This is a genomic window from Planococcus sp. NCCP-2050 (assembly GCF_023708025.1).
Taxonomy (GTDB): Bacteria; Bacillota; Bacilli; order Bacillales_A; family Planococcaceae; genus Planococcus.
This window is the reverse complement of the sequence record NZ_BRCX01000001.1, coordinates 1,500,257-1,521,695: the sequence shown is the minus strand read 5'-3', so window position 1 is coordinate 1,521,695 and position 21,439 is coordinate 1,500,257. Positions and strand designations below refer to the sequence as shown.

18 protein-coding genes and 1 riboswitch are annotated in these 21,439 nt (G+C 46.5%); of the genes, 15 read left to right on the top strand and 3 right to left on the bottom strand.

Translation table 11 applies throughout. The annotated features are described in order from the left end of the window. Window positions 1–16: 16 nt before the first annotated feature. On the bottom strand, window positions 17–1,351 hold the full coding sequence (locus tag NFU07_RS07455; RefSeq protein WP_251476333.1) for a hypothetical protein: 1,335 nt from the start codon (window positions 1,349–1,351) through the stop codon (window positions 17–19). 281 nt (window positions 1,352–1,632) lie between these two features. Between NFU07_RS07455 and NFU07_RS07450 the strand changes: the two genes are divergently transcribed. The 7 genes from NFU07_RS07450 (at window position 1,633) to NFU07_RS07420 (ending at window position 7,866) form a co-directional block, all read left to right on the top strand. Then, window positions 1,633–2,205: an RNA polymerase sigma factor gene (locus tag NFU07_RS07450; protein WP_251476331.1), complete on the top strand. Its 573-nt coding sequence runs from the start codon at window positions 1,633–1,635 to the stop codon at window positions 2,203–2,205. Further along, the gene (locus NFU07_RS07445; RefSeq protein ID WP_251476329.1) at window positions 2,193–2,891 is read left to right on the top strand and encodes an anti-sigma factor; all 699 of its coding nucleotides are present in this window, start codon (window positions 2,193–2,195) and stop codon (window positions 2,889–2,891) included. Before NFU07_RS07450 ends, NFU07_RS07445 begins: the two co-directional genes overlap by 13 nt. 152 nt (window positions 2,892–3,043) lie before the next feature. Beyond that, window positions 3,044–3,943: an SDR family NAD(P)-dependent oxidoreductase gene (locus NFU07_RS07440; protein WP_251476328.1), complete on the top strand. Its 900-nt coding sequence runs from the start codon at window positions 3,044–3,046 to the stop codon at window positions 3,941–3,943. A gap of 19 nt (window positions 3,944–3,962) precedes the next feature. After that, the gene (locus NFU07_RS07435) at window positions 3,963–4,865 is read left to right on the top strand and encodes an SDR family NAD(P)-dependent oxidoreductase (RefSeq protein WP_251476326.1); all 903 of its coding nucleotides are present in this window, start codon (window positions 3,963–3,965) and stop codon (window positions 4,863–4,865) included. Window positions 4,866–5,136: 271 nt separating this feature from the next. Then, on the top strand, window positions 5,137–5,937 hold the full coding sequence (locus NFU07_RS07430) for an alpha/beta fold hydrolase (RefSeq protein WP_251476324.1): 801 nt from the start codon (window positions 5,137–5,139) through the stop codon (window positions 5,935–5,937). Window positions 5,938–5,948: 11 nt separating this feature from the next. Then, complete coding sequence (locus NFU07_RS07425; RefSeq protein ID WP_251476322.1) at window positions 5,949–6,887, top strand: GGDEF domain-containing protein; 939 nt, start codon at window positions 5,949–5,951, stop codon at window positions 6,885–6,887. Between the two features lie 136 nt (window positions 6,888–7,023). Next, window positions 7,024–7,866 (top strand): STAS domain-containing protein, encoded by an 843-nt coding sequence (locus NFU07_RS07420; RefSeq protein ID WP_251476320.1) that lies wholly within the window; start codon window positions 7,024–7,026, stop codon window positions 7,864–7,866. A 55-nt stretch (window positions 7,867–7,921) separates the two neighbouring features. On the opposite strand, the gene dapA is transcribed toward NFU07_RS07420, so the two are convergent. Next, window positions 7,922–8,812 (bottom strand): 4-hydroxy-tetrahydrodipicolinate synthase, encoded by an 891-nt coding sequence (gene dapA, locus NFU07_RS07415; protein WP_251476318.1) that lies wholly within the window; start codon window positions 8,810–8,812, stop codon window positions 7,922–7,924. Between the two features lie 126 nt (window positions 8,813–8,938). Beyond that, window positions 8,939–9,117: riboswitch (Lysine riboswitch) on the bottom strand. Window positions 9,118–9,224: 107 nt separating this feature from the next. Between dapA and NFU07_RS07410 the strand changes: the two genes are divergently transcribed. The 7 genes from NFU07_RS07410 (at window position 9,225) to NFU07_RS07380 (ending at window position 18,499) form a co-directional block, all read left to right on the top strand. Next, window positions 9,225–9,830 (top strand): class I SAM-dependent methyltransferase, encoded by a 606-nt coding sequence (locus NFU07_RS07410; RefSeq protein WP_251476316.1) that lies wholly within the window; start codon window positions 9,225–9,227, stop codon window positions 9,828–9,830. Window positions 9,831–9,889: 59 nt separating this feature from the next. Beyond that, entirely contained in the window at window positions 9,890–10,738 is an 849-nt protein-coding gene (gene ypfJ / locus NFU07_RS07405) for a KPN_02809 family neutral zinc metallopeptidase (protein WP_251476314.1), read from the top strand. Window positions 10,739–10,872: 134 nt separating this feature from the next. Then, on the top strand, window positions 10,873–12,039 hold the full coding sequence (locus NFU07_RS07400) for a TraB/GumN family protein (protein WP_251476311.1): 1,167 nt from the start codon (window positions 10,873–10,875) through the stop codon (window positions 12,037–12,039). Between the two features lie 118 nt (window positions 12,040–12,157). Continuing rightward, complete coding sequence (locus NFU07_RS07395; protein WP_251476309.1) at window positions 12,158–12,403, top strand: hypothetical protein; 246 nt, start codon at window positions 12,158–12,160, stop codon at window positions 12,401–12,403. Between the two features lie 119 nt (window positions 12,404–12,522). Next, entirely contained in the window at window positions 12,523–15,579 is a 3,057-nt protein-coding gene (locus tag NFU07_RS07390) for an efflux RND transporter permease subunit (RefSeq protein WP_251476306.1), read from the top strand. Between the two features lie 174 nt (window positions 15,580–15,753). Further along, window positions 15,754–17,118, top strand: a complete 1,365-nt coding sequence (locus tag NFU07_RS07385; RefSeq protein WP_251477151.1) for an MDR family MFS transporter — start codon at window positions 15,754–15,756, stop codon at window positions 17,116–17,118. Window positions 17,119–17,284: 166 nt separating this feature from the next. Continuing rightward, window positions 17,285–18,499 carry a NupC/NupG family nucleoside CNT transporter gene (locus tag NFU07_RS07380; protein ID WP_251476305.1) on the top strand — a complete coding sequence of 405 codons (1,215 nt, stop codon included), beginning with the start codon at window positions 17,285–17,287 and terminating at the stop codon, window positions 18,497–18,499. A 204-nt stretch (window positions 18,500–18,703) separates the two neighbouring features. On the opposite strand, the gene NFU07_RS07375 is transcribed toward NFU07_RS07380, so the two are convergent. Beyond that, window positions 18,704–19,657 (bottom strand): nuclease-related domain-containing protein, encoded by a 954-nt coding sequence (locus NFU07_RS07375; protein WP_251476303.1) that lies wholly within the window; start codon window positions 19,655–19,657, stop codon window positions 18,704–18,706. Window positions 19,658–20,063: 406 nt separating this feature from the next. On the opposite strand from NFU07_RS07375, the gene NFU07_RS07370 reads away from it, so the two are divergent. Beyond that, entirely contained in the window at window positions 20,064–21,362 is a 1,299-nt protein-coding gene (locus NFU07_RS07370; RefSeq protein WP_251476300.1) for an NCS2 family permease, read from the top strand. Window positions 21,363–21,439: the final 77 nt, after the last annotated feature.

Sequence of the window (21,439 nt, the reverse complement as noted above, 5' to 3'; positions counted from 1 at the left end):
TCTTATTTCCTGTCATTTATGATTGTTGTTTACTTTGACGATACGTGATAGTTCCTGCGCCAACTAAGATCAATGCGCTTAAAGCTACCCAAAGCATCATCGTGCTGGATTGGCTTTCACTGCCGCCAAATCCGGTAGCGGGCATTTTTTCAGGGGCTGCATTGACAAAGTTCTCAGGGAATTGATCCACAACTGCACCACTTAAGCCTTTGCCGATATCGAACATGATGGCATAGCCAGTGCGGTAAGTCTCGTAGGAAGCTGCATAATCACCTGAAACATATTGCTGGAATGTATCTACTACTGATTTCTCGTGTGCCGCAACAGCAGCAATCGTTTCTTCAAGCGGCATACGGTCTTCAGTTGCAGTGTTTAGGAAAGTACCTAATTCATTTGCAAATGTATCTGTTAATGTCATGACGGCACCGTCTACAGCTTCCTGATCTTCAGAAGCGGAAGCAGCGGCTAAGTTGCCTTGGATCGAAATGTGTTCGTTGTTCCAAAGAGCGGTAAATTGGTTGCTCGCTTCCTCCCCATAGACAGAAGCTAAAGCACCGCGGAACTCTTCTGTATTCTGGTCCTGTGCCCAATCGGCAAAGTCAAAGTCTGCCGAACCGTTATAGCCTTTTGCCATGCTCAATTGCGCGAGTGCAACATGTTCTGCCGCAATGCGGTTCACTGTTGAACGGAAATCGCCGGCCGGTGTATTCGGGTCCGTGAACTGGTCAGGGAATTGAGTGGCAATTGCACCGCTGATGGCACTGCCAGCTCCGAAAATCTGCTTAAAGCCTTCGAGATAAGAAGTATAAGCCGCTTCGTATTCACCAGCTGCATATAAGTCGAATGTATCTTGTACGAAATCTTCATGCTGGCGCAACGCCTGTTTGGCTCCTTCTTCTGGAAGGTTGCCTTCCGTTGCTGTTGCGAGGAACGTGCCCATCTCGTCAACAAATGACTGGATCTGTTCAAGAGATTCTTGCTTCATTTCTTCGTTGCCGTCTTTTACAGCCATTGCATAGTCATCTGTTTCAACATTATGCTTCGCGAAAATTTCCTCGAATGCCGCGCCGCCTTCTTCGCCATAAACCGATGCGATGACCGGCTCCATATCCGCTGCATTTTCATCCAGTGCAGCCATGGCCGCTTCGGCTGCTTTGTCGCCGTCGTAGATTTTCATCATCGAGTCGACAGCCAGAGCATAATGCTCAGACAGCAAACCATCAAGCGTCGCCCGCAATTCATCTCCTGTTGTATCCACGTGCGGGCCATCGTGTGCAAATGCCGTTGCTCCCATTCCTGGCAGCAGCAGCGCTGCCCCTAATACCGGCGCTAAAATTTTTCTCCATTTCATCGTCAACACTCCTCTTTTTTCATTTCTTGCTTACCTAACGGAACCTGTTGGAAAATAGATCACTCTTTTTTAAAAAACTTTTAAAAGTGAACTAAAAAACGAATCGATCCGTTAGAGGAGTAGGAAAGCAAAAAGAAGTAGCTGCGAATAAAAGAATGAAAATGCATCGTTCATTTTCACTCTTCTTATCTTCGAATTCTCGATTCCTTAACTTTATTGTGTTGGCTAACGCTGAGTTATAGTAAGCTTGAGGAATGAAATCTGAATAAAGGGGACCAGTTATGGAGAAAAGTTCAGACTTTGTTCTATATGAACGTGTACGGAACAAAGACAAAGAAGCGCTTGAACAATTATACGACCGCTATGAAAAAATTCTTTTCTCGTTTCTTGTGAAAATGACCGAAGACCGGGATTTGGCAGAAGAAGCGCTGCAGGAAGTTTTTATAAAAGTTTGGCGGGGGGTTGGGGAGTACGATGAAAGCAAAGGGAAATTCACTTCCTGGCTGTTCACGATGTCACGGAACGCCGCCATCGATTTGATCCGCAAGAAGAAAAAACCGTCAGTGGCGCTTGAAGAGGCTGGAGAATTAGTTAGTCCAGCATCGAGTGTGGAAGAAACAGCAGAATGGCAGGAAAAGAAAGAACAGATTCAATTGGCTGTGAAAGATTTATCTGCCGAGCAGCAAAAAATGGTCCAGTTGTTTTATTTTAAAGGATACACACATGAAAAAATCTCTGAACTATGCGAGGTTCCGCTCGGGACCGTCAAAAGCAGGATACGGCTCGCTTTGAAAAAACTGAAAGGGACTTTGCATGATGTGCAGGAAAGGGGGGACTCACCATGGCGAAACTGAATTGTGACCACGTCATCGATTATTTGAACGGAACGCTCAGTAAAGAAGAACAGCTTGAATTTGAACAGCATTTGAAAACCTGTGCAGATTGTCAGGAAATCATTGAAATGACGGGCGATCTCCCTTACCTTGCAGATCCTGTCGATCCGCCTGCCGGGATGAAAGCCAGAATCTTGTCTACTGTCTTCGAAGAAGAAGAGCAGGAGAAATCCGAAGAAGTGAGGCGGGAAACCACTCCGCTTATCACACAAAAAACGGTGAAAAAGAAGAATAGATGGCCGGTGCTGATTGCAGCTGCCTTGTTTGTATCGCTGCTCGGCAATGGCTACGCCCTGCTGAAGCTGTCGGAGCAGCCGGACTTCCAGTCCATCGATCTTCAGCCGAATGAAGTATTTGGCGGAACGGCGAAAGCAGCAATCATCCGGGAAGAGGAGTCGCTTGAATTGGTCGTGCAAGCCGAACAATTGGAAGCCCTTGAAGGCGAACAAGTTTATCAGATTTGGCTCTTGAAAGAAGGTAAACCGATTCCGGCAGGAGCCTTTACACCGAGTGCCAATGGAGAAGGAAATGCGTATTACAGTCTGGAAGGCAATACCGAAGACTGGGATACCATCGCGATTACGCTTGAACCGCAGGCTGGCAATGCGTCGCCGCAGGGAGAAATCGTCTTGAGCTCCGAGATTTAAGAATAGAAGGAAGAAACGGACACTCCATTCATGGGGTGTCCGTTTTTTTAGATTTAATTCTTTGAGCGATATGCCTGATGCCCGCGTTTTCATTGCATAGAAAGGGGTATGGCAGAAGCAACAAAACATTCTCTACCTGAGGAGGAGTTTAAATGGCAGACAAAAAATCCAGGCAAGGCCTGACCGTTGTTATCACCGGTGCTTCAAGCGGTTTTGGCAAAGGGATGGCGAAGCGGCTTGCAGCAGAAGGCGCGAATGTCGTCTTGGCTGCTCGGCGAACGGAGCTGATCGAGCAGCTGGCAGAAGAACTGGGGCCGAATGCAGTTGCTGTCACGACGGATATCAGTATTGAAGGCGACATGGAACGGCTGATGGATACTGCGCTTGCGGATTTCGGAAAAGTGGATGTCTGGATCAATAATGCGGGGCTTGGGATTATCGGTTCATTCACGGAAATTCCACTAGCGGATCAGATGCGCCTCGTCCAAGTGAACCTCATGGGAACGATGTACGGCAGCCGCTTCGCTTTAAAGCAATTTAAGCAGCAAAGCTACGGCACATTAATCAATCTCTCTTCTTTTGCCACAAGCGTCCCGCTTCCATTCGGGGCTGCCTACACGGCGACGAAATACGGAATATCCGGCCTCAGCAAAGGCTTATATCAGGAAATGCGGCTGGACGACTGGAAAGATATCCAAGTTTGTGTAGTCCATCCGTGGGTGACGGACACGCCTTGGACAGAACATGCCGGAAATTACAGCGGGCATGCCATCGAAATTGGTCCAGCTGACGACCCGGAGGAAGTCATCGAAGAGATTCTCGAGCTGATCGATAATCCGCAAGAAAGTCTGGAAATCGGCTTTAAAGTAAAAGGCACAGCGGTCATGCACAAATTGATGCCGGACACCGTAGAGAAATTGGATGGCCATTTTCTGGACAAGATGCTGAAAAGTTCGCCGCCTGCTGAACCGACATCCGGCAGTTTGTTCGAACCGAGAATGGAAGGAACCGGAGTCTCAGGGAATATGCGTGAACGTTTCCGCAATAAATAAGCGGCAAGGAGGAATTCGCATGGCTGAAAATGAAAAAAGGCAGGGTTTGGCGGTTGTTATTACCGGTGCTTCTAGCGGTTTTGGAAAAGGGGTAGCGAGGCAATTGGCGGCTGACGGAGCGAATGTGGTTCTCGCTGCCCGACGGACGGCATTGATAGAAGAATTGGCCAATGAACTGGGTTCGAATGCCATTGCCGTTACCACAGACGTCAGCAAGGAAAAAGATATGAAGCATCTTTTTGAGACGGCGCTATCCACCTTCGGGAAAATCGATGTTTGGATCAATAACGCAGCGGTGGGGGCGATCGGCCCTTATACGGAAGTGCCAGGGGAAGACATGGCACGCGCAGTTGAAATCAATGTCATCGGTACGCTGATTGGAAGCCATTATGCACTGCGCCAGTTTAAGCAGCAAGGTCATGGCACCTTGATCAATATCGGATCGGTCGCAGGAAAAGTGCCTTTCCCGTATTACACGCCTTATAGCACGACAAAATTTGCAGTGATCGGATTAACGGCCTCCCTCTATCAGGAAATCGAATTGGAAGGGCATGAGAATATTCATGTCTGCATGGTCCATCCATGGGCAACCGACACGCCGTGGTTTCTGCATACGGCCAACTATACAGGCCACGAAGCGGAAATGAAGCCGATGGATGAACCGGAACCCGTCATTGAAGCGATCATCAGCTTGATCGATGACCCGCAGGAATCCATTGGAGTAGGATCGAAAGTGAAAGGTACTGCGTTGTCACGGAGCCTCATGCCGAAACTGACGGAAAAGATGAATTCGGTGCAAGTAAAGAAAGTGATAGAAGATGCGCCGCCAGCCCCGCCGACTTCCGGCAGTCTGCACGAACCGCTTGAAATCGGCACTGAGGTTTCAGGTGGAATCCGAAAACGCATGAAGTTGGAAGAGTGACCACACAAAAACGAGCCGCACGGGTTCGTTTTTAGTTTGTAGATTAAAAAATAATGGCTGGTTATAAAGGCCTTAACGGTGGTTGGAGATTTTTAGTATTTTGACTCAGCCAGAAACGTATCAACTATCTATTTGCCGGACTAATGGCGGGAATTGGGTATACATTCGAACACTTGAATTCAACTGCTGTTACTTTTAGCTAGAGATGGTAGTATGAACGATAGCGGGTATTTTTACGTAATCGGCATTGATGCATTGGGAGTGGTAAAGGATGAAAGAAGCGATTATCAAAAGAAATAATGTACGGATTATAGGGGAAGGAAAGCAAACATTGGTATTTGCTCACGGATTTGGATGCGATCAATATGTATGGAATCATATTGCGCCTGCATTTGAAGGCCAATACCGAGTGGTGCTTTTCGATTATGTAGGATCAGGAAAAAGCGATAAATCGAAATACTCGACGGAACGCTACAGCACGCTGCACGGCTATAAACAGGACTTATTCGATTTATGTGATGCTTTGGATCTTCGGAATGTGGTTTTTGTCGGACACTCCGTCAGCAGCATGATCGGCATGCTGGCATCGATTGAACGCCCCGAATTGATGACGAAACTGATTATGATAGCGCCGTCGCCTTATTATATGAATGAGGGGGATTATCGCGGTGGGTTTGAACCGGCTGATATCGATGAATTGCTTGATATGATGGAAGTGAATTATAAGGAATGGGCAAAGTATTTGGCGCCTGTTGTCATGCAAAATGATGATCGGCCCACTTTAACGGACGATTTTGAAAATGTTCTTTGTTCAAACGATCCTGTGATTGCGCGCCAATTTGCAGAAGTCACATTTAAGTCGGATATGCGAAAAGAATTGGGGAAAGTAAAAGTTCCGACCTTGATCTTGCAGACGCAATTTGATGCGATTGCACCGGTTGAAGTCGGGCGCTACGTAAATGCTGAAATTGATAACAGCCGACTGGTTCTAATGGAAGCCAAGGGACATAATCCGCATTTAAGTGATGCAGAAGAGACCATCGCTCACATCCAGGCATATTTGAAGGAATAGGGGCGAGCGAGATGGAGGAACGGTTAAATCAGGCGCCATTCGGTTATCTGGTGATGGACCACGAATGCCGGATTATCGAGACGAACGAAGAAATGAAAAAGATAATCGGAAAAGAAGAAGTTCCCGAGCATGTGCATCAACTATTGACGGTTGCTTCGATGGTTTATTTCCAAACTTATTTTTTGCCGGCCATCACTTTGCATAAAAAAGTCACTGAGATGTCCCTCACCATTAAAAGCCAGAAAGGGCCAATTCCGGTTTTGATGAATAGCATCGAGCGAAATGGCTTTTTTGAATGTGCATTGATCGAAATGAGTATCCGGGGTGAATATGAGAAGGAGCTGCTTTTGGCGAAGCAAAAGGCCGAAAGAATCAATCAGGAATCGGCGGAAGCCTATGCAAAGCTTCAAACTCTTCTTTCGGAAGTAGAAATGAAACAGCTGGAACTCGAAAAGCTCAATGGCGGCTTGAAGCACCTCGCCAACACGGATCCTTTGACCGGCTTGAAAAATCGGCGCTATTTGGAAAAGGAAATGGATAATCTAATTGGACGGGCACGAGAAGGATTGCCGCTCGCTGCGATGGTGATCGACATCGATTTTTTCAAGAACGTCAATGATACATATGGCCATCATATAGGGGATTTGGTGCTCCGTGAACTGGCTGATAAATTGCGGAGCGAAGCAGAAGCCTTCGGCATTGTAGCAAGACTTGGCGGAGAAGAGTTCATCATCGTATTGCCGGGATTTGACCACTTGCAGGCAAAGAGCTTAGCGGAAGAAATCCGAATGCGTGTAGAGCGGGATGAATGGACTCATGCAGCGATTACTGTCAGTATCGGACTGGCATCTTTTTTAGAAAAAGATAACGGCATCACGTTATACAGCCGGGCGGATAAAGCTTTGTACGCTTCGAAAAAGGGCGGCCGCAATCGGGTGACGGCATTTTAAGAATAGCAGGTGCGGGTGGCTTGTCAAGCTTGCTTATAGGCGGTTTAATTTCTTTTGAATAAAAGTATGCCGTGAACCTGAAAGGCGGTTATAATGAATTCAAAACACTACTGAATTCAAACCATGGGGGATCAGGATGGATAAAGAAATTAAAATGCTCGGCAAACGGGTGGAAGAAGAACGCTATGTCATCGCTGAATTGATACAGGAAGAAGTTTCTAAAGACATCAGTTTTGAAGAAGCAAAAGAATATGCCGGTTTTATCGATGCAGTTACTGAATTTCGCGCGGGCTTTATCGGATTGCTTGCCCAGTCATTTGAACATTTTTTGGATCCGCAAACAGCTTATGATGAAATTTCTGTCTGGGGAGAAAAAACCGGAAATTACTTTCTCGATCAAAATATGGCGCTTGATGCTGCTTTGGCAGAGACATCCCTTTACCGAAAGCATATCGGCAAAATCATTAAGACCGAAGCGATGCGCAATCAAATCAAACTCGAGCACCTTTTTGAAATCATGGAGTACTTTCATACACTTTTGGATCACGCTGCTTATTCCTATAGCTTTGCCTATATCAATTCATACCAGAAGAGCTTAAGGGAGGCTCGGGACGAATTCATGAAATTGTCTGCCCCGGTAGTGCCTGTAAACGATCAAATCGCTATTTTGCCATTGATTGGAGAAATTGATATCGATCGGGCTCAGTACATATTGGAAAAGACCTTACTGGAAGCCAGTCGTTTAAAAATCTTAACCTTGATTATTGATTTGTCCGGGGTCGTTAAAGTCGATGCGGTAGTAGCAGAACAGATTATCCGAGTGACCCAGTCATTAAGGCTGGTCGGCGTGCACAGCATGCTGACCGGCATCCGTCCGGAAATGGCACAGACGATGATCAGCCTGGGAATCGATGTCAGCCAGCTTTCGCTTGGCGGCAGCTTGAAACAAACGTTTAAAAAACTTACTGCCAATCCATAAAAAACTGCTGAAGCATCAAGCTGCTTCAGCAGTTTTTTCGTTGAATGAAATGGATTTAAAGTTTAGAAAGATTAGCTGGACTTTCCGAAAGCACGTGCTGAAGAGCTTGCTGTTCCTGCTCATTCAATGGGATCATTGGCAAACGCACACCGCCAACTTCTATGCCGCTTAAGTTCAAGGCTGTTTTTACAGGCACCGGGTTTGGCGCCGCAAATAACGCATGCATCACCGGCAAGAGTTTACGGTGAAGAGCTGCCGCTTCTTGGACATTGCCGCCTTTGAACAGGGTAATCATTTCTTGCATATCGTTCCCGATAATATGGGCTGCGACCGAAACGATGCCTTTTCCGCCGATTGAAAGCATTGGCAAGGTCAAGCCGTCATCGCCGCTGTAAACCGCAAAGTCAGCCGGTGTATTTTCAATAATTGCCGCTGCTGCATCCAGATCGCCGCTGGCTTCTTTTATCGCCACGATGTTTTTGATGGCAGACAGGCGAATGGTGGTTTCAGGAGACAGGTTCACGACACTACGCCCTGGAATATTATAAAGCATCACAGGCAGGAACGTTGAGGCGGCGATTGCTTGGAAATGCTGGAACATGCCTTCCTGGGAAGGTTTATTGTAATATGGGGTCACGAGCATGACGCCGTCCACGCCGATTTCTTCTGCTGCGCGCGTGAGCGAAATCGAAGAACGCGTATCGTTAGAGCCTGTGCCTGCAATGACCGGGATGCGTCCGTCGGTTATTTTAACCACAAACTTAAATAGCTCAATTTTTTCATCCGTTGACAGCGTAGGAGATTCACCGGTTGTGCCGGCTACGACTAGCGCGTCCGTGCCGTTCGCGATCAAATGCTCCACTAGTTTTTTGGTTGCCTGAAAATCTATATCACCTTGTGCGTCGAATGGCGTCACCATTGCTGTCACTACTTGTCCGAAATTCATCGTACCACCCTTTTCTCGTTTTTTTGGTTTGCTTTTAGAGGTAAACGGGTCGGTCATTAACAAACAAAAAGCAGCAACGAGGGTCTCGTTGCTGCCATAGAAACAATGTCATGCGTTTGTTTCTTTGTGTCAGATAGCCCTCCATATAGTTTCCTATATGACAGTTCAGCATTTGTTCAATGCAGAACCAGCGATAGCTAGTATGAGCCTTTCATCGCTTCGGCAAATTCCCCTTTCAGCATACGTCAACGGATCCCATACTCCTCGGTAAGCGTACTGATGGTCTTTGCACCTCTATCCTCACCCGGAATATCCGGGCAAGAAAATATTGAATTAGCTAGACCATATCAAAAATAATGGAATATTGCAAGCCATGCTGATTTGATTTAGTTAAAAAGAAAGGAGATGTGTTATGGAAGAACAACGAAGAGACAAGGAACTAACTATCCAAACGTCGGAAATCCAGCAAGGGTTTCCCGAATCGATTCATCACAATCGCTATGAACCGACGCCTTATTCGCTTCTTGATCAATTGTTCGACCGGTACTCCTTATCTTCTTCGGATCGGCTCGTCGATTTTGGCAGCGGGAAAGGGCGATTGAACTTTTACATTCATCACCGCTTCGGAGCCCAAACTACCGGGATAGAAATGGATCCCCATTTTCATCGGCAGGCGCTAGAAAATTTACAGGCTTATGAAAAGAAACGGAAAACAGGAGGCGGAATCCAATTTATCCAGTGTTTGGCTGAGGAATACAAGGTGCAGGAAACGGATAATAAATTCTATTTCTTCAATCCCTTTTCTGTACAGATTTTCATCGCGGTCGTCAATAACATTATGAAATCATATGAACAAAGAACGAGGGAGATGGACTTGATCTTATTTTTCCCGTCCGATGACTTTATCGATTATTTGGCGCAGCGGACTCCGTTTGAAGTGGCTGAAGAAATTGAATTGCCTGCTTCCGGAAAGAATCTTCGGGAACGGTTCTTGATATACCGGCTTTCCGTGTATTGATTTGAAAACTTGTAAATAGGGGTATAACGGGAGAAAGAGGTTGTTGAAGGAGTGGTTTGATGAAGTGGCGAGGCAGAAAAGCGAGTGGAAATGTAGAAGACAGGCGTGGGTCGGGAGGCGGCGGTAAGCTAGTTGCCGGCGGCGGAATTGGCGGATTGCTGATTGTTCTGCTTGTTGCATTTCTTGGCGGAGATCCAGGAGCGATATTGAATGGCTTAGATTCAGGCGAAACGCAGACAAACGAACCTTACGTGGAAACCGAGCAGGAAGCAGAGCTATCCGATTTTGTGGCAGTTGTCTTGGCGGATACGGAAACGGTATGGGCGCAGGTTTTTGAAGAGGAAGGGATGGAATACGTGGAGCCGACCTTAGTGCTTTTCGATGGCAGTGTAAATTCTGCTTGCGGAACAGCAGGGGCTGCAGTCGGACCGTTTTATTGTCCGGGAGACCAGAAATTATACATCGACCTCAGTTTTTATGAAGAGCTTCAGAATCAGTTCCAAGCACCCGGTGATTTCGCGATGGCTTACGTAATCGCCCATGAGGTCGGGCACCATGTGCAGAACTTGCTCGGGGTCATGAAAGAAGTCCAGCCGCTCAGAAATCAATTGAGTGAAGAGGAATACAATAAGCTGCAAGTGAAGCTCGAGCTTCAAGCGGATTATTATGCCGGCGTCTGGGCCCACCATGCACAAGGGATGGACCTTCTCGAAGAAGGGGATTTGGATGAAGCGTTGACTGCTGCAAGTGCAGTCGGAGATGATACGATCCAGCAGCGCTCGCGCGGCTACGTCGTGCCTGAAAGTTTCACGCACGGCACTTCTGAACAGCGCAAGAACTGGTTCTACAAAGGCTTTGAAGCCGGTAACCTTCAAGCCGGGGATACCTTCAACGCAAATGATTTGTGACGGGGGATCCGTGAAAATTGAAGAACTGAAGAGTCGGGCATTGATATTTTTGGCAATGTGATTCATTATTGAAATAGACAGTCTTTTCACGCAGTGCGCGAGGGGAAATTAGGTTCTATAAAGGAAGTAAATTCATGCAGGAAGAAAATATTACACGCATCCAGCTGGACGGCCGCGAGATTGTTTTAATCGGTACGGCCCACGTTTCCCGGCAAAGTGCGGAACAAGTAAAAACCGTCATTGAACAGGAACGCCCGGATTCGGTTTGCATCGAGTTGGATGCACAGCGTTACCAGTCCGTTACTGAAAATAGCAAATGGAAAGAAACGGACATCTTCAAAGTGTTAAAAGAAAAGAAAGCCAGTCTATTATTGATGAACTTGGCCATTTCTTCTTTCCAGAACCGGTTGGCTGATCAATTCGACATCAAACCGGGACAGGAAATGATTCAAGGCATTGAATCGGCAAAAGACACAGGCGCTGAATTAGTGCTGGCTGACCGGAATATCCAAGTGACTTTCTCGCGGATTTGGGGGAATCTTGGTGTCATGGGTAAAGCGCAGCTTCTGACTTCGGTGTTTTTCAGCATCTTCAGCAAAGAAACCATTTCAGAGGAAGACCTAGAAAAGATGAAATCGCAGGATACGTTAAACGCGGTCTTGGATGATTTCACGCAGTCTTTTCCAAAGTTGAAAAAACCGCTTATCGATGAGCGGGACCAATATCTAGCCCAGAAGATCAAAGAGGCTCCCGGCGAAAAAATCGTGGCGGTTCTTGGAGCGGCCCATGTACCGGGAATCACTAAAGAAATACACAACGAACATGATTTAGCGAAGCTATCAAAAGTGCCGGAGAAATCGAAATGGCCGAAAATTATCGGCTGGATGATTCCGCTCGTGTTGGTCGCATTAATTGCGATTACATTTTACAACAATCCGGCAGCGGGAATCGACCAGACCATCAGCTGGGTGCTATGGACTGCATCGCTTGGTGCAATCGGAGCAGCGGTGGCGTTTGGCCACCCGTTTGCCATCTTGACTGCATTTGTCGGAGGTCCAATCGGCGCACTGCACCCTTTGCTTGCAGCAGGCTGGTTCTCGGGCCTTGCCCAAGCGTATATACGCCGGCCGAATGTCGGAGATTTTGAAACCCTTTCAAAAGACGTATTTACGATTAAAGGCTTCTGGGACAATAAAGTTACGCGGGTTCTGCTGGTTGTAGTCCTTACCAATTTAGGAACAGCAGCAGGCAATATCATTGGCGGCGCCGATGTCATCCGCCTATTCATCAAAAATCTATAACATACGAAAGCCGAACGGAGATCCTTGCCGTTCGGTTTTTTTCTTTTTATTGTATAAAAAAGTAAGGAATAGGGTATAGGGGAGAAAATCATCCGTTAGCAGGTAAGGAGGAGCAGGAATGGGATTCTTCCTTGTTGGCATTCTTTTATGGGCACTGGTCATTGTCTCAATTGTTTTGTTCATCTACGGTCTATGGAAACAGTCTTGGAAAACCTTGGTTTGGAGTGGAGCTGCGCTGTTAGTTCCGATGCTCTCGATTTTTCTTGGCGGCCAAGGGATTTGGTTTCGTTTATGTATCGTTCCTCCGCTTGCTATTTTTGCAGTTGCTTACTATCTCAAGCAAAAAACGATACAGCCTCTTTAAAGATGAATTGAGGAAAACCTCCTCAATTCATCTTTTTATGAGAACTTAGAACTGAATCGTGGAAATAGTCAGTAGTTAGTTATACAATACTTATACAAAAATGTGAAAGGGGTTTGAAAATGAAATACATATTGGAGCGGGGAAAACTTTTTTTATTCCTGATATTTATATTAATGCTAATTGGTGTATATGTATTCACTACATTGCCGCAGCGTGAAATTCCAGAAACTCCGCCTAGCCTGGTATTGATTTCGACCATTTTGCCAGGGGCTGGCCCGGAAGAAATCGAGAATTCGATCACTAATCCGATTGAAAGGGAAATCCAGAAAGCAGATGGTGTGGCTTCTGTGCAATCCATTTCTTCGAATTCAGCTTCCATCATTACGCTGGAAATTGAAGATGGCTTCGATCCCGATGAACGGGTGAATGAAATTCAGCAGCAAGTGCAGCGGGCAACGGGCCAATTCCCGGATCAGACCCAAACACCAACCGTTGAAAAGCTGGATCTGACATTCCCATTAGTTTCCTATATGTTTTACGGAGATGAGGCAGAGCTTGCGAATATGGAAGAAGCGCTTGCTGAGTTGTCCGATGAAGTGGAATCCGTGGACGGAGTTGCCGGTACAACAGTCAAAGGCTTGAACAGCCAGCAAGTATTGATTGAACTGGACACGGAACAGTTGGCGGCCAATCAGCTTCAGCCGTTTGAAGTCATTGAATCTTTGCAACAGGCGAATCAGCCGATTTCTCTTGGAACCCATGACAACGGCAACGAACAGCTTGTATTAACGGTGCAGCAAGAAGACGGCATTGAGAAGTTGAAGGCTTTGCAAGTCGGATCTGCGGCTGTTCCATTGGAAGAGGTTGCAACGATTGAACTTGTCGACCAGGAAACGGAAGACATCGTGACTTTTGAAGGCGAGTCTGCCATTTCTTATACAGTTTTCCTGAAAACCGCCCAAGACGTACCTTCTGTTGATGAAAATGTTTCCGAAATCATTGAAGCATTTACGGACGAATTGCCTGCAGGAGTAGAGGCAGAACGCTATGAGTCGCAAGCGGAAAACGTCAATGCGATTTTCGAAGGTTTGTATGTTTCTTTATTGATCGCCGTACTTGCTGTTTTGGTCGTTACGACAGCCGGATTGACGATTTATGGCGCGTTTACAGTAGCATTGACGGTTCTGGCTTCTGTATTAATCGGGCTAATTCCGATTCCGCTGCTGGGCGTCGACTTAAATCAAATTTCGGTCATCGGGTTGATTATTGCCATCGGGATACTGGTCGACGACAGTATTGTAGTGAATGATAATATTCAACGGCGCTATAAGCTCGGCGATTCACCGTTGGACGGTGCGATTACGGGCGTCAGGGAAGTTTATCCTTCCATTATCTCTTCGAGTCTAGCGATCGTTGTGACGTTTTCTCCATTATTGCTCCTCTCTGGAGGAAATGGAGCGTTTATCAAAGCGCTGCCAAGCATTTTGATTACGACCATTATTGCTTCTACGGTGCTTTCCATCACATTAGTGCCGATGATGCAGTATTTGAAGACGAAGCGCAAGGTGAAGAAAATCTCCGATACTCCCGGATTTTTAGGGAAACCGCTTGAGTGGCTTGCAAAAGTCTATTCGGATAAAATCCTGCGCGGTGTTTTAAAACGTCCGCTTTTGGTCGGCCTTAGCGGCTTGCTGGTTGCTACTGGACTATTGTCGCTTGCTTTCTTTACACCGTTCGAGTTCTTCCCGGCAGCTGACCGCAAAGAAGTGACGATGGATGTCCGCTTGGCGGAAGGCACAAGCATTGAAGAAACAGATGAATTCTTGACTGAATTAACGGAGCAATTGAGAAATGAAGATGAAAATATCGATGAAATTTCTGTTTTCAGCGGAGAAGGTTTGCCGAATCTATTTGCTTCTTCAATGGACAATACGGGAGCGAATACAGGACAAGTCGCCTTCCGCATTGACCGGGAGCAGACTACCGCTGCAGATTTCATTGAAAAATGGCAGCCGGAATTGCGTGAACGCTATCCGGATGCGGAAATTTTCTTGAGCACGATTGTCCAGGGGCCGCCGACAGGTGCACCGGTAACGGCCACAATCAGTGGAGTGGACCTGGAAGAGCTGACAGCGATTCGCGACAGCTTAAAAGAAAAGATGCTTGAGAATGGGGCGGATGTCGTAACCGATGATTTGGGCGACAAAGTTCCAGCAATTGAATATGTACCAAATTCAGAAGCGTTAGAAGAAAACCAGATTCCGTTGAGCACGGTAACCGGACAATTGCAATTGCTGACGCAAGGTGTGCCTTTAGCGAGTATTTACGAAGGGCAGACACCTTATGATGTTGTCTTAAAACAAGCAGGCATCGAAGCGGGGGAACCAATCGATTTGGCCCAATTCCAACTGCCTGCAGCAGCTGAAGAAGGGGCGCCGCCAGGACCGCCGCAATTCGTCGGACTCGATAAGTTGTTGACGGCCGAAGAGACCACTTCTATTGCACAAATTCCTCACCAAAGCGCAGAACGGGCGATTACATTAAAAGCATTTGGCGAAATTGAAGGCTTTGAAGACAAGATGCTCGAAACCGTTGATGCACAAAAAGAGGAGTTGGCAGAAGGCTACGAAATTTCAACTGGCGGAGAGAACTCAGACCAGCAAGCTTTCTTTACCGAGATCGGGATTTTATTCCTGGTGGTTATTCTCCTTGTGTATTTAGTCATCGCTTTCCAATTCAAATCGTTCAGCTTGCCATTCCTGGTATTGCTGGCAGTTTACCTTGGGATTTCAGGAGCGATTCTTGGCTTATTCATCACACAGACGCCGCTTAGTTTCCTAGGTGTCATGGGAATCGTGTCACTGACCGGGATTGTTGTGCGAAACGCAGTTGTCTTGATCGACTTCGTGGAAACACGTCGTTTGTCCGGTGACTTTGAAATCAAAGAAGCCATCATGGAATCTGGATATGCCCGCATTAAACCGATCATCTTAACGTCGGTCACTTCGATTGTGGCGCTGATTCCAGTAGCGTTGACAGGAGATCCGCTGTTTGAAGCGCTGGCCATTACCATTATCGCAGGCTTGGCATTCTCGAGCTTGTTCACATTGGTCATGATTCCATCGTTATATCTTGTCTTTTACCGAATTAACCACCGCAAAAAGAAAGCAGCTTAAAACATGTTGCGCATAGCTGAAAAGCTATGCGTTTTTTTCTTTTGGCAAAGGGTAATCAGGGTATTAAGGATAACTGCTGTTTTTAGCAGGACAAGGCAGGTGAAGCTATTGGAGAATGCGAGTATTTCCGTAAAAGAAAATGACTTCCGGCGAGGCCCATTTTTAGCTGTATTGATGGCGGGCGTTTTCGTTGCGATTTTGAACCAAACTTTACTCGCGACGGCATTGCCGCATATTATGGAGGATTTGGAGATAAATGCGAACACTGCCCAGTGGCTGACAACCGTATTCATGCTGGTCAATGGGGTCATGATTCCAATAACTGCATTTTTAATCGGAAAATTTTCAACCCGGCAATTGTTTCTTACGGCAATCGGTTTATTTGCTTTAGGTACGATTATTTGTGCAGTCGCGCCTGGATTTAACTTATTGATGCTTGGCCGCATCATTCAAGCTTCTGGCGCCGGCATCATGATGCCGCTGACCCAGACAATTCTCTTTTTGGTTTTCCCAGTGGAAAAGCGAGGGCAGGCAATGGGGCTGTTCGGCCTTGTCATTTCGTTTGCACCAGCCCTCGGTCCGACTTTGTCCGGCTGGGTCGTTGGCCAATATCCTTGGCGGGCGCTGTTTTACATTGTTATCCCGATTGCCGTCATCGATTTGGTTCTCGCCTATTTTGTGCTGCGCAATGTGACGAAACAGACGTTTCCTGCTCTCGATATCTTATCGGTGGTGCTGTCGACGCTTGGGTTCGGCGGAATCCTATACGGCTTTTCCAGTGCCGGCAATATGGGGTGGGGCAGCGTACCGGTCCTGGTTTCTATCGCGGTCGGAATCGTTTCTTTACTCATTTTCATTCACCGGCAATCGATTTTAAAAGAACCGCTTTTGGAGTTTAAAGTTTTTTCTTATGGCATTTTTACCTTATCTACCATCTTAAGCGTCATCGTCTTCATCTCGATGATCGGCAGCGCAACGATTTTGCCGATTTATATGCAGAATATGCATGGCTTCAGCGCGCTTGAATCGGGTCTGATGCTGCTGCCGGGTGCTTTGGTGATGGGATTCATGAATCCCATCACGGGGAAGATTTTCGATGCGGTTGGCGGTAAGTGGCTGGCCATCGTCGGTTTGTCGATTGTCACTGTGTCGACTTTTCAATTTACGGTATTGACGACGGCTACTTCTTTTACTTATTTAACGGTCATGCACGCCATTCGCATGTTTGGGGTTTCTATGGTGATGATGCCGGTCACGACTGCGGGTTTGAATCAGCTGCCTGAACGCCTTGTTCCGCACGGCACGGCAATGAGCAACACGATGCGCCAAGTATCGGGGTCAATCGGCACGGCGCTGCTGGTGACGATTATGACCGGTACTGCTTTGGATCCACAGCAATACGGAATAGAAGGCCTGGTGCGCGGCGTTAACATTTCCTTTATTGTCGTAGGCGTGCTTAGCGGCATCGGTATTTTCTTGGCGTTCTTCTTAGGAAAGAAGCAACCGCAAAAAAATAGAAAGGAAATCAAGAAAGAGTGAATTTTCACGGCATTGGAACTTTTTATGGACAGCCATTTTGTCACACGATAGCCATTTACATCTCTTTTAGAATTTGGTAAGATGTCTGACGACAGAGGACTAATCTGCTAGACGACCGTCATGAAATGAAAGCGTTTCACGACGGAATAAATAATGAGGTGAAGTTGTGAATTTATTATGGGGCATCTTTGGGATTTTCGTAGTATTGGGAATCGCCTTTCTCTTATCAAGCGGTAAAAAATCGATCAAGCCACGGACAATCATTGGCGGTTTGGCCATCCAAATCCTTTTTGCATTTATGGTGCTCGAATGGGAGCTAGGAAGAAAAGCGCTGCTTGGCCTTTCTAACCTTGTGCAAAACGTAATTAACTACGCAGGAGAAGGGATTGCTTTCGTATTTGGACCAGCGGCTGACACGACAAACTTCGGTTTCGTTTTCGCCTTCCAAGTACTGACAATCATCATCTTTTTCTCTTCTCTAATTTCAGTTCTCTACTATCTTGGTATTATGCAAATCATTATCAAACTTCTTGGAGGCGCGTTATCAAAGCTTCTTGGAACAAGTAAAGCGGAATCGATTTCAGCGGCAGCGAATATTTTCGTCGGCCAAACGGAAGCACCGCTAGTTGTCCGTCCATTTATCGCAGGCATGACGAAATCCGAATTGTTTGCTGTTATGACGGGTGGTCTTGCGTCCGTAGCCGGTTCAACGCTTGCGGGATACGCACTTCTTGGAGTGCCGCTTGAATACTTATTGGCTGCAAGTTTCATGGCAGCTCCTGCCGGTTTGATCATGGCTAAAATGATGATCCCTGAAACAGAAGATGTTTCAGACAGAGAAGACATTGTGATGGAAAAAGACAAAACATCTGTAAACGTTGTAGATGCTGCAGCACGCGGTGCATCTGACGGTTTGCAGTTGGCATTGAACGTCGGTGCTATGCTTTTGGCCTTCATCGCATTGATCGCTTTGTTAAACGGTGTGCTTGGCGGAATCGGCGGCTGGTTCGGCGCTGATAACCTGACTATCCAAAGCATCCTTGGCGTCATCTTCGCACCACTTGCTTGGGCAATTGGTGTTCCTTGGGCGGAAGCCGTCCAAGCAGGTAGCTTCATCGGACAAAAATTGGTACTCAACGAATTCGTTGCTTATACTGCATTTGCCCCTGAAATTGCCGACTTATCACCAAAAACAGTAATTGTAGTCAGCTTTGCCCTCTGTGGTTTCGCTAACTTGAGTTCACTTGCTATCCTTCTTGGCGGACTTGGTGCAATGGCACCTTCACGCCGCCCTGACATTGCACGTCTAGGTATTCGTGCAGTTGCGGCAGGTATGCTCGCTTCACTTCTAAGTGCTGCAATCGCTGGTATGTTCATGTAATAAGATTCAATCAACCCCTTATCTGCAGAGAATTTCTTGCGGATGAGGGGTTTTTGTTTTGTCGGGGTGTTTCGCTGGCGAAACACTCCTGGTTTTGGCATAGCAATTGATTTTTCAGCGGGGTGATTTTGTTTGCGCGCGTTCAAATGGGAATGCGCTCGTTCAAACAGATTTGCGCTCGTTCAGCAAAAAATACGCGCGCTTCTAATTTTTCAACTGATACCGCCGTGCTTTCGATGCGCCAATCGTTTGCAAATCAAATTGGCTTAATAGCCGCCCAGCCACATGGCGAGAATCGAGTCCGCAAAACTCGCGAAATCTTTCGTTCGTGATGGTTGTATCGATTAAAGAAAAGTATTCCTGCAGCGCAAATTCGTGAGCCAGCAGGTCATGATGATGACAGGTCTGACAATGCCAGCTCCGTTTCGTACGGAACATTGTTGGCAATTGACAATTTCGGCAATATACGCCTGTCTTCAATTCACCAGGATGAATAAAATATCGTTGACACAATGGAATTTCTATAAAAGGGGTTTGACTTGATAGAAGTACATTTTTTATTTTGAGAAGTGAAAGGTTCGCAGCCGTTGGGGGGAGGGCTTCGTAAATTTTCAAAAGCATTTCAGGCATTTGATAAGTTTTGCAAATAGGCGTTCGGGTGGGTTTCGTAATAAACTCGCATTTTTTCGCTGTGAAAACGATAAGGCCGTGAATTGGCAATAAGATCTTATGTTTCTTGAACCAGACGGACAAAAAGCGGATATTTTTGCGAAGCTGAATCTGGGGATCTTCCATAACAGTCTTTAAGCCATCATCATCAATTCGGTAAAACTCACCGATCTGTTCGTCGAAATGGATTTGGCCGCTAATATTTTTGGATTCGATGATGATTGCGCAGCGTTTTGTCAAAAGCAATCCATCTATTTGGACCGGCCAATTCCCTAATTGTAATTGGACATTCCACATCACACGAAAATCCTCATCTAAATAAAACTCGTTGAACCGCGTTTCGATTCGCTGTTCACCTCTTGCACCGGAAGCCGTGCGGTGTAGCTCTTTCTGAAGATAACTTTGACTTTGATGCTCAGCCGGCAGCCGATTAATTAACCGCTTTAATCCCTCAGCACGGGGCATCATTCCGATTGGTCTCTTTTCCATAAAACACCTCTTTCGATTGAATTAAATGAAGTATAGCATTCTCTTAATAAATTGAGGCAAGCAATTTTTACAAAAGAACTAAATGCTTACTTTTCGCCTGTGAAAAGTGAAAGAAAAAAGACGGATGAGCCGATGCGCGCGTTTATTTGAATTTGCGCGCGTTCAGTGAGAGATACGCTCGTTCAAAATAAGATGCGTGCGTTCAGGAAGAAATGCGCGCGTTCAAATAGATTTGCGCTCGTTCAGCAAAAAATACGCGCGTTCGCAAATTCTGCCCTCTTTTAGTATCAAGCTCCATACCTTGACACACCTGGTTTTTTCGATTAAACTCCTATATTGGCTCACCTATTTTATTTGTTGGGAAGAGCGGGTTGGGAGAGGGCTAATTTAATAGAAGGTCGTATAAATGAGTAATTGGATGGACCGGTTTTTTGGTCTTCAAATGAACGAAACGACAGTTAAACGGGAGATGTCGGCAGGTGTTATCGGCTTTTTCACAGTGGTGTACATCATTGCCGTCAACTCATTGATCTTGTCTGAATCGGGAATGCCGCTTGAAGCAGCGATAATTGCAACCATTGCAGCGTCTGTATTTGGCTGCCTCGTCATGGGCTTCTGGGGCAATGCGCCGATTTTGCTTGTGCCGGGCATGGGAATCAATGCGTTATTCTCTTATACGATGGTGCAGTCGATGGGCTTGTCTTGGCCAGAAGCATTGACTGTGGTTTTTGTATCCGGCATCATTTTTGTCATCATCGCGTTTACGCGTTTGGCGAAAATGCTGAGTGCTGCAGTGCCATATTCGCTGAAAGAAGCGATTACGGTTGGACTTGGTTTGTTCCTCATGCTGATCGGTCTTGAAAAAGGCGGCATCGTGGTGAATGGTTCCAATTCGATTTTGGCGCTGGGTTCTCTTGGCGAAGCGCATGTATTGGCGACCGTTTTGACGTTTGTCGTGGCGATTGTCTTATTCATCCGCAATGTGCCGGGGAATTTCCTGATTACAATTGTGCTGGGTACAGTGATTGCTTCGTTTTTCGGATTGATTGATCCGAGTGGAATGAGCGGATCCGGCGTCGAATTGTCGGAAGCATTCGCTGTTTTCGGGGCGATGACTTTCGATGGCATCTTGTCCATGACGTTCTGGATTGCTGTATTCTCATTGACAATGGTCATCGTCTTTGAAAATATCGGCACCGTGCAAGGTCAGGTATCTTTCATCGAACGTCCGCAAAAATTCGGACGGGCATTCCAGGCGACTTCAGTGTCAGCGATGGCTTCCGGCATTTTCGGTACGAGCCCGACAGTAGCGAGTGCTGAAAGTGCTTCGGCGATGGCTGCTGGGGGCCGTACAGGTTTGACCGCTGTCACAACCGGATTGCTGTTTCTCGTTTCGGTATTCTTCATCCCCGTCATCAAACTGATCCCGGATAGCGCAATTGCGCCAATCCTGATCATCGTTGGCGGCTTGATGCTCCAGAATATCCGCAACTTGGACATGAAAGACATGAGCGAAAGTTTCCCTGCACTATTTATCATTGCATTGATTCCGTTTACGTACAGTATCGCGGATGGTATTGCCATTGGCTTTATCTTGTATCCCGTGCTGAAAATCGCAATCGGAAAATGGCGGGAAGTCTCGATGACGCTTTATGTCATTGCAGGTCTATTCCTGATGAATTTCGTCTTCCACGTCATCAGCTAAACGCAATAAAACAAGAAAACGCATCTGCAGAAGCAGGTGCGTTTTTCGTTATTTTGAAGCTTGCCGCGGCTAGATGG

Coding starts and splice junctions, on each gene's coding strand:
- ypfJ (WP_251476314.1), top strand. CDS start 9,890: ATGAAGTGGCGAGGCAGAAAAGCGAGTGGAAATGTAGAAGACAGGCGT.
- NFU07_RS07395 (WP_251476309.1), top strand. CDS start 12,158: ATGGGATTCTTCCTTGTTGGCATTCTTTTATGGGCACTGGTCATTGTC.
- NFU07_RS07440 (WP_251476328.1), top strand. CDS start 3,044: ATGGCAGACAAAAAATCCAGGCAAGGCCTGACCGTTGTTATCACCGGT.
- NFU07_RS07425 (WP_251476322.1), top strand. CDS start 5,949: ATGGAGGAACGGTTAAATCAGGCGCCATTCGGTTATCTGGTGATGGAC.
- NFU07_RS07455 (WP_251476333.1), bottom strand. CDS start 1,351: ATGAAATGGAGAAAAATTTTAGCGCCGGTATTAGGGGCAGCGCTGCTG.
- NFU07_RS07450 (WP_251476331.1), top strand. CDS start 1,633: ATGGAGAAAAGTTCAGACTTTGTTCTATATGAACGTGTACGGAACAAA.
- NFU07_RS07375 (WP_251476303.1), bottom strand. CDS start 19,657: ATGGAAAAGAGACCAATCGGAATGATGCCCCGTGCTGAGGGATTAAAG.
- NFU07_RS07370 (WP_251476300.1), top strand. CDS start 20,064: ATGAGTAATTGGATGGACCGGTTTTTTGGTCTTCAAATGAACGAAACG.
- NFU07_RS07390 (WP_251476306.1), top strand. CDS start 12,523: ATGAAATACATATTGGAGCGGGGAAAACTTTTTTTATTCCTGATATTT.
- NFU07_RS07435 (WP_251476326.1), top strand. CDS start 3,963: ATGGCTGAAAATGAAAAAAGGCAGGGTTTGGCGGTTGTTATTACCGGT.
- NFU07_RS07420 (WP_251476320.1), top strand. CDS start 7,024: ATGGATAAAGAAATTAAAATGCTCGGCAAACGGGTGGAAGAAGAACGC.
- dapA (WP_251476318.1), bottom strand. CDS start 8,812: ATGAATTTCGGACAAGTAGTGACAGCAATGGTGACGCCATTCGACGCA.
- NFU07_RS07385 (WP_251477151.1), top strand. CDS start 15,754: ATGGCGGGCGTTTTCGTTGCGATTTTGAACCAAACTTTACTCGCGACG.
- NFU07_RS07430 (WP_251476324.1), top strand. CDS start 5,137: ATGAAAGAAGCGATTATCAAAAGAAATAATGTACGGATTATAGGGGAA.
- NFU07_RS07410 (WP_251476316.1), top strand. CDS start 9,225: ATGGAAGAACAACGAAGAGACAAGGAACTAACTATCCAAACGTCGGAA.
- NFU07_RS07445 (WP_251476329.1), top strand. CDS start 2,193: ATGGCGAAACTGAATTGTGACCACGTCATCGATTATTTGAACGGAACG.
- NFU07_RS07400 (WP_251476311.1), top strand. CDS start 10,873: ATGCAGGAAGAAAATATTACACGCATCCAGCTGGACGGCCGCGAGATT.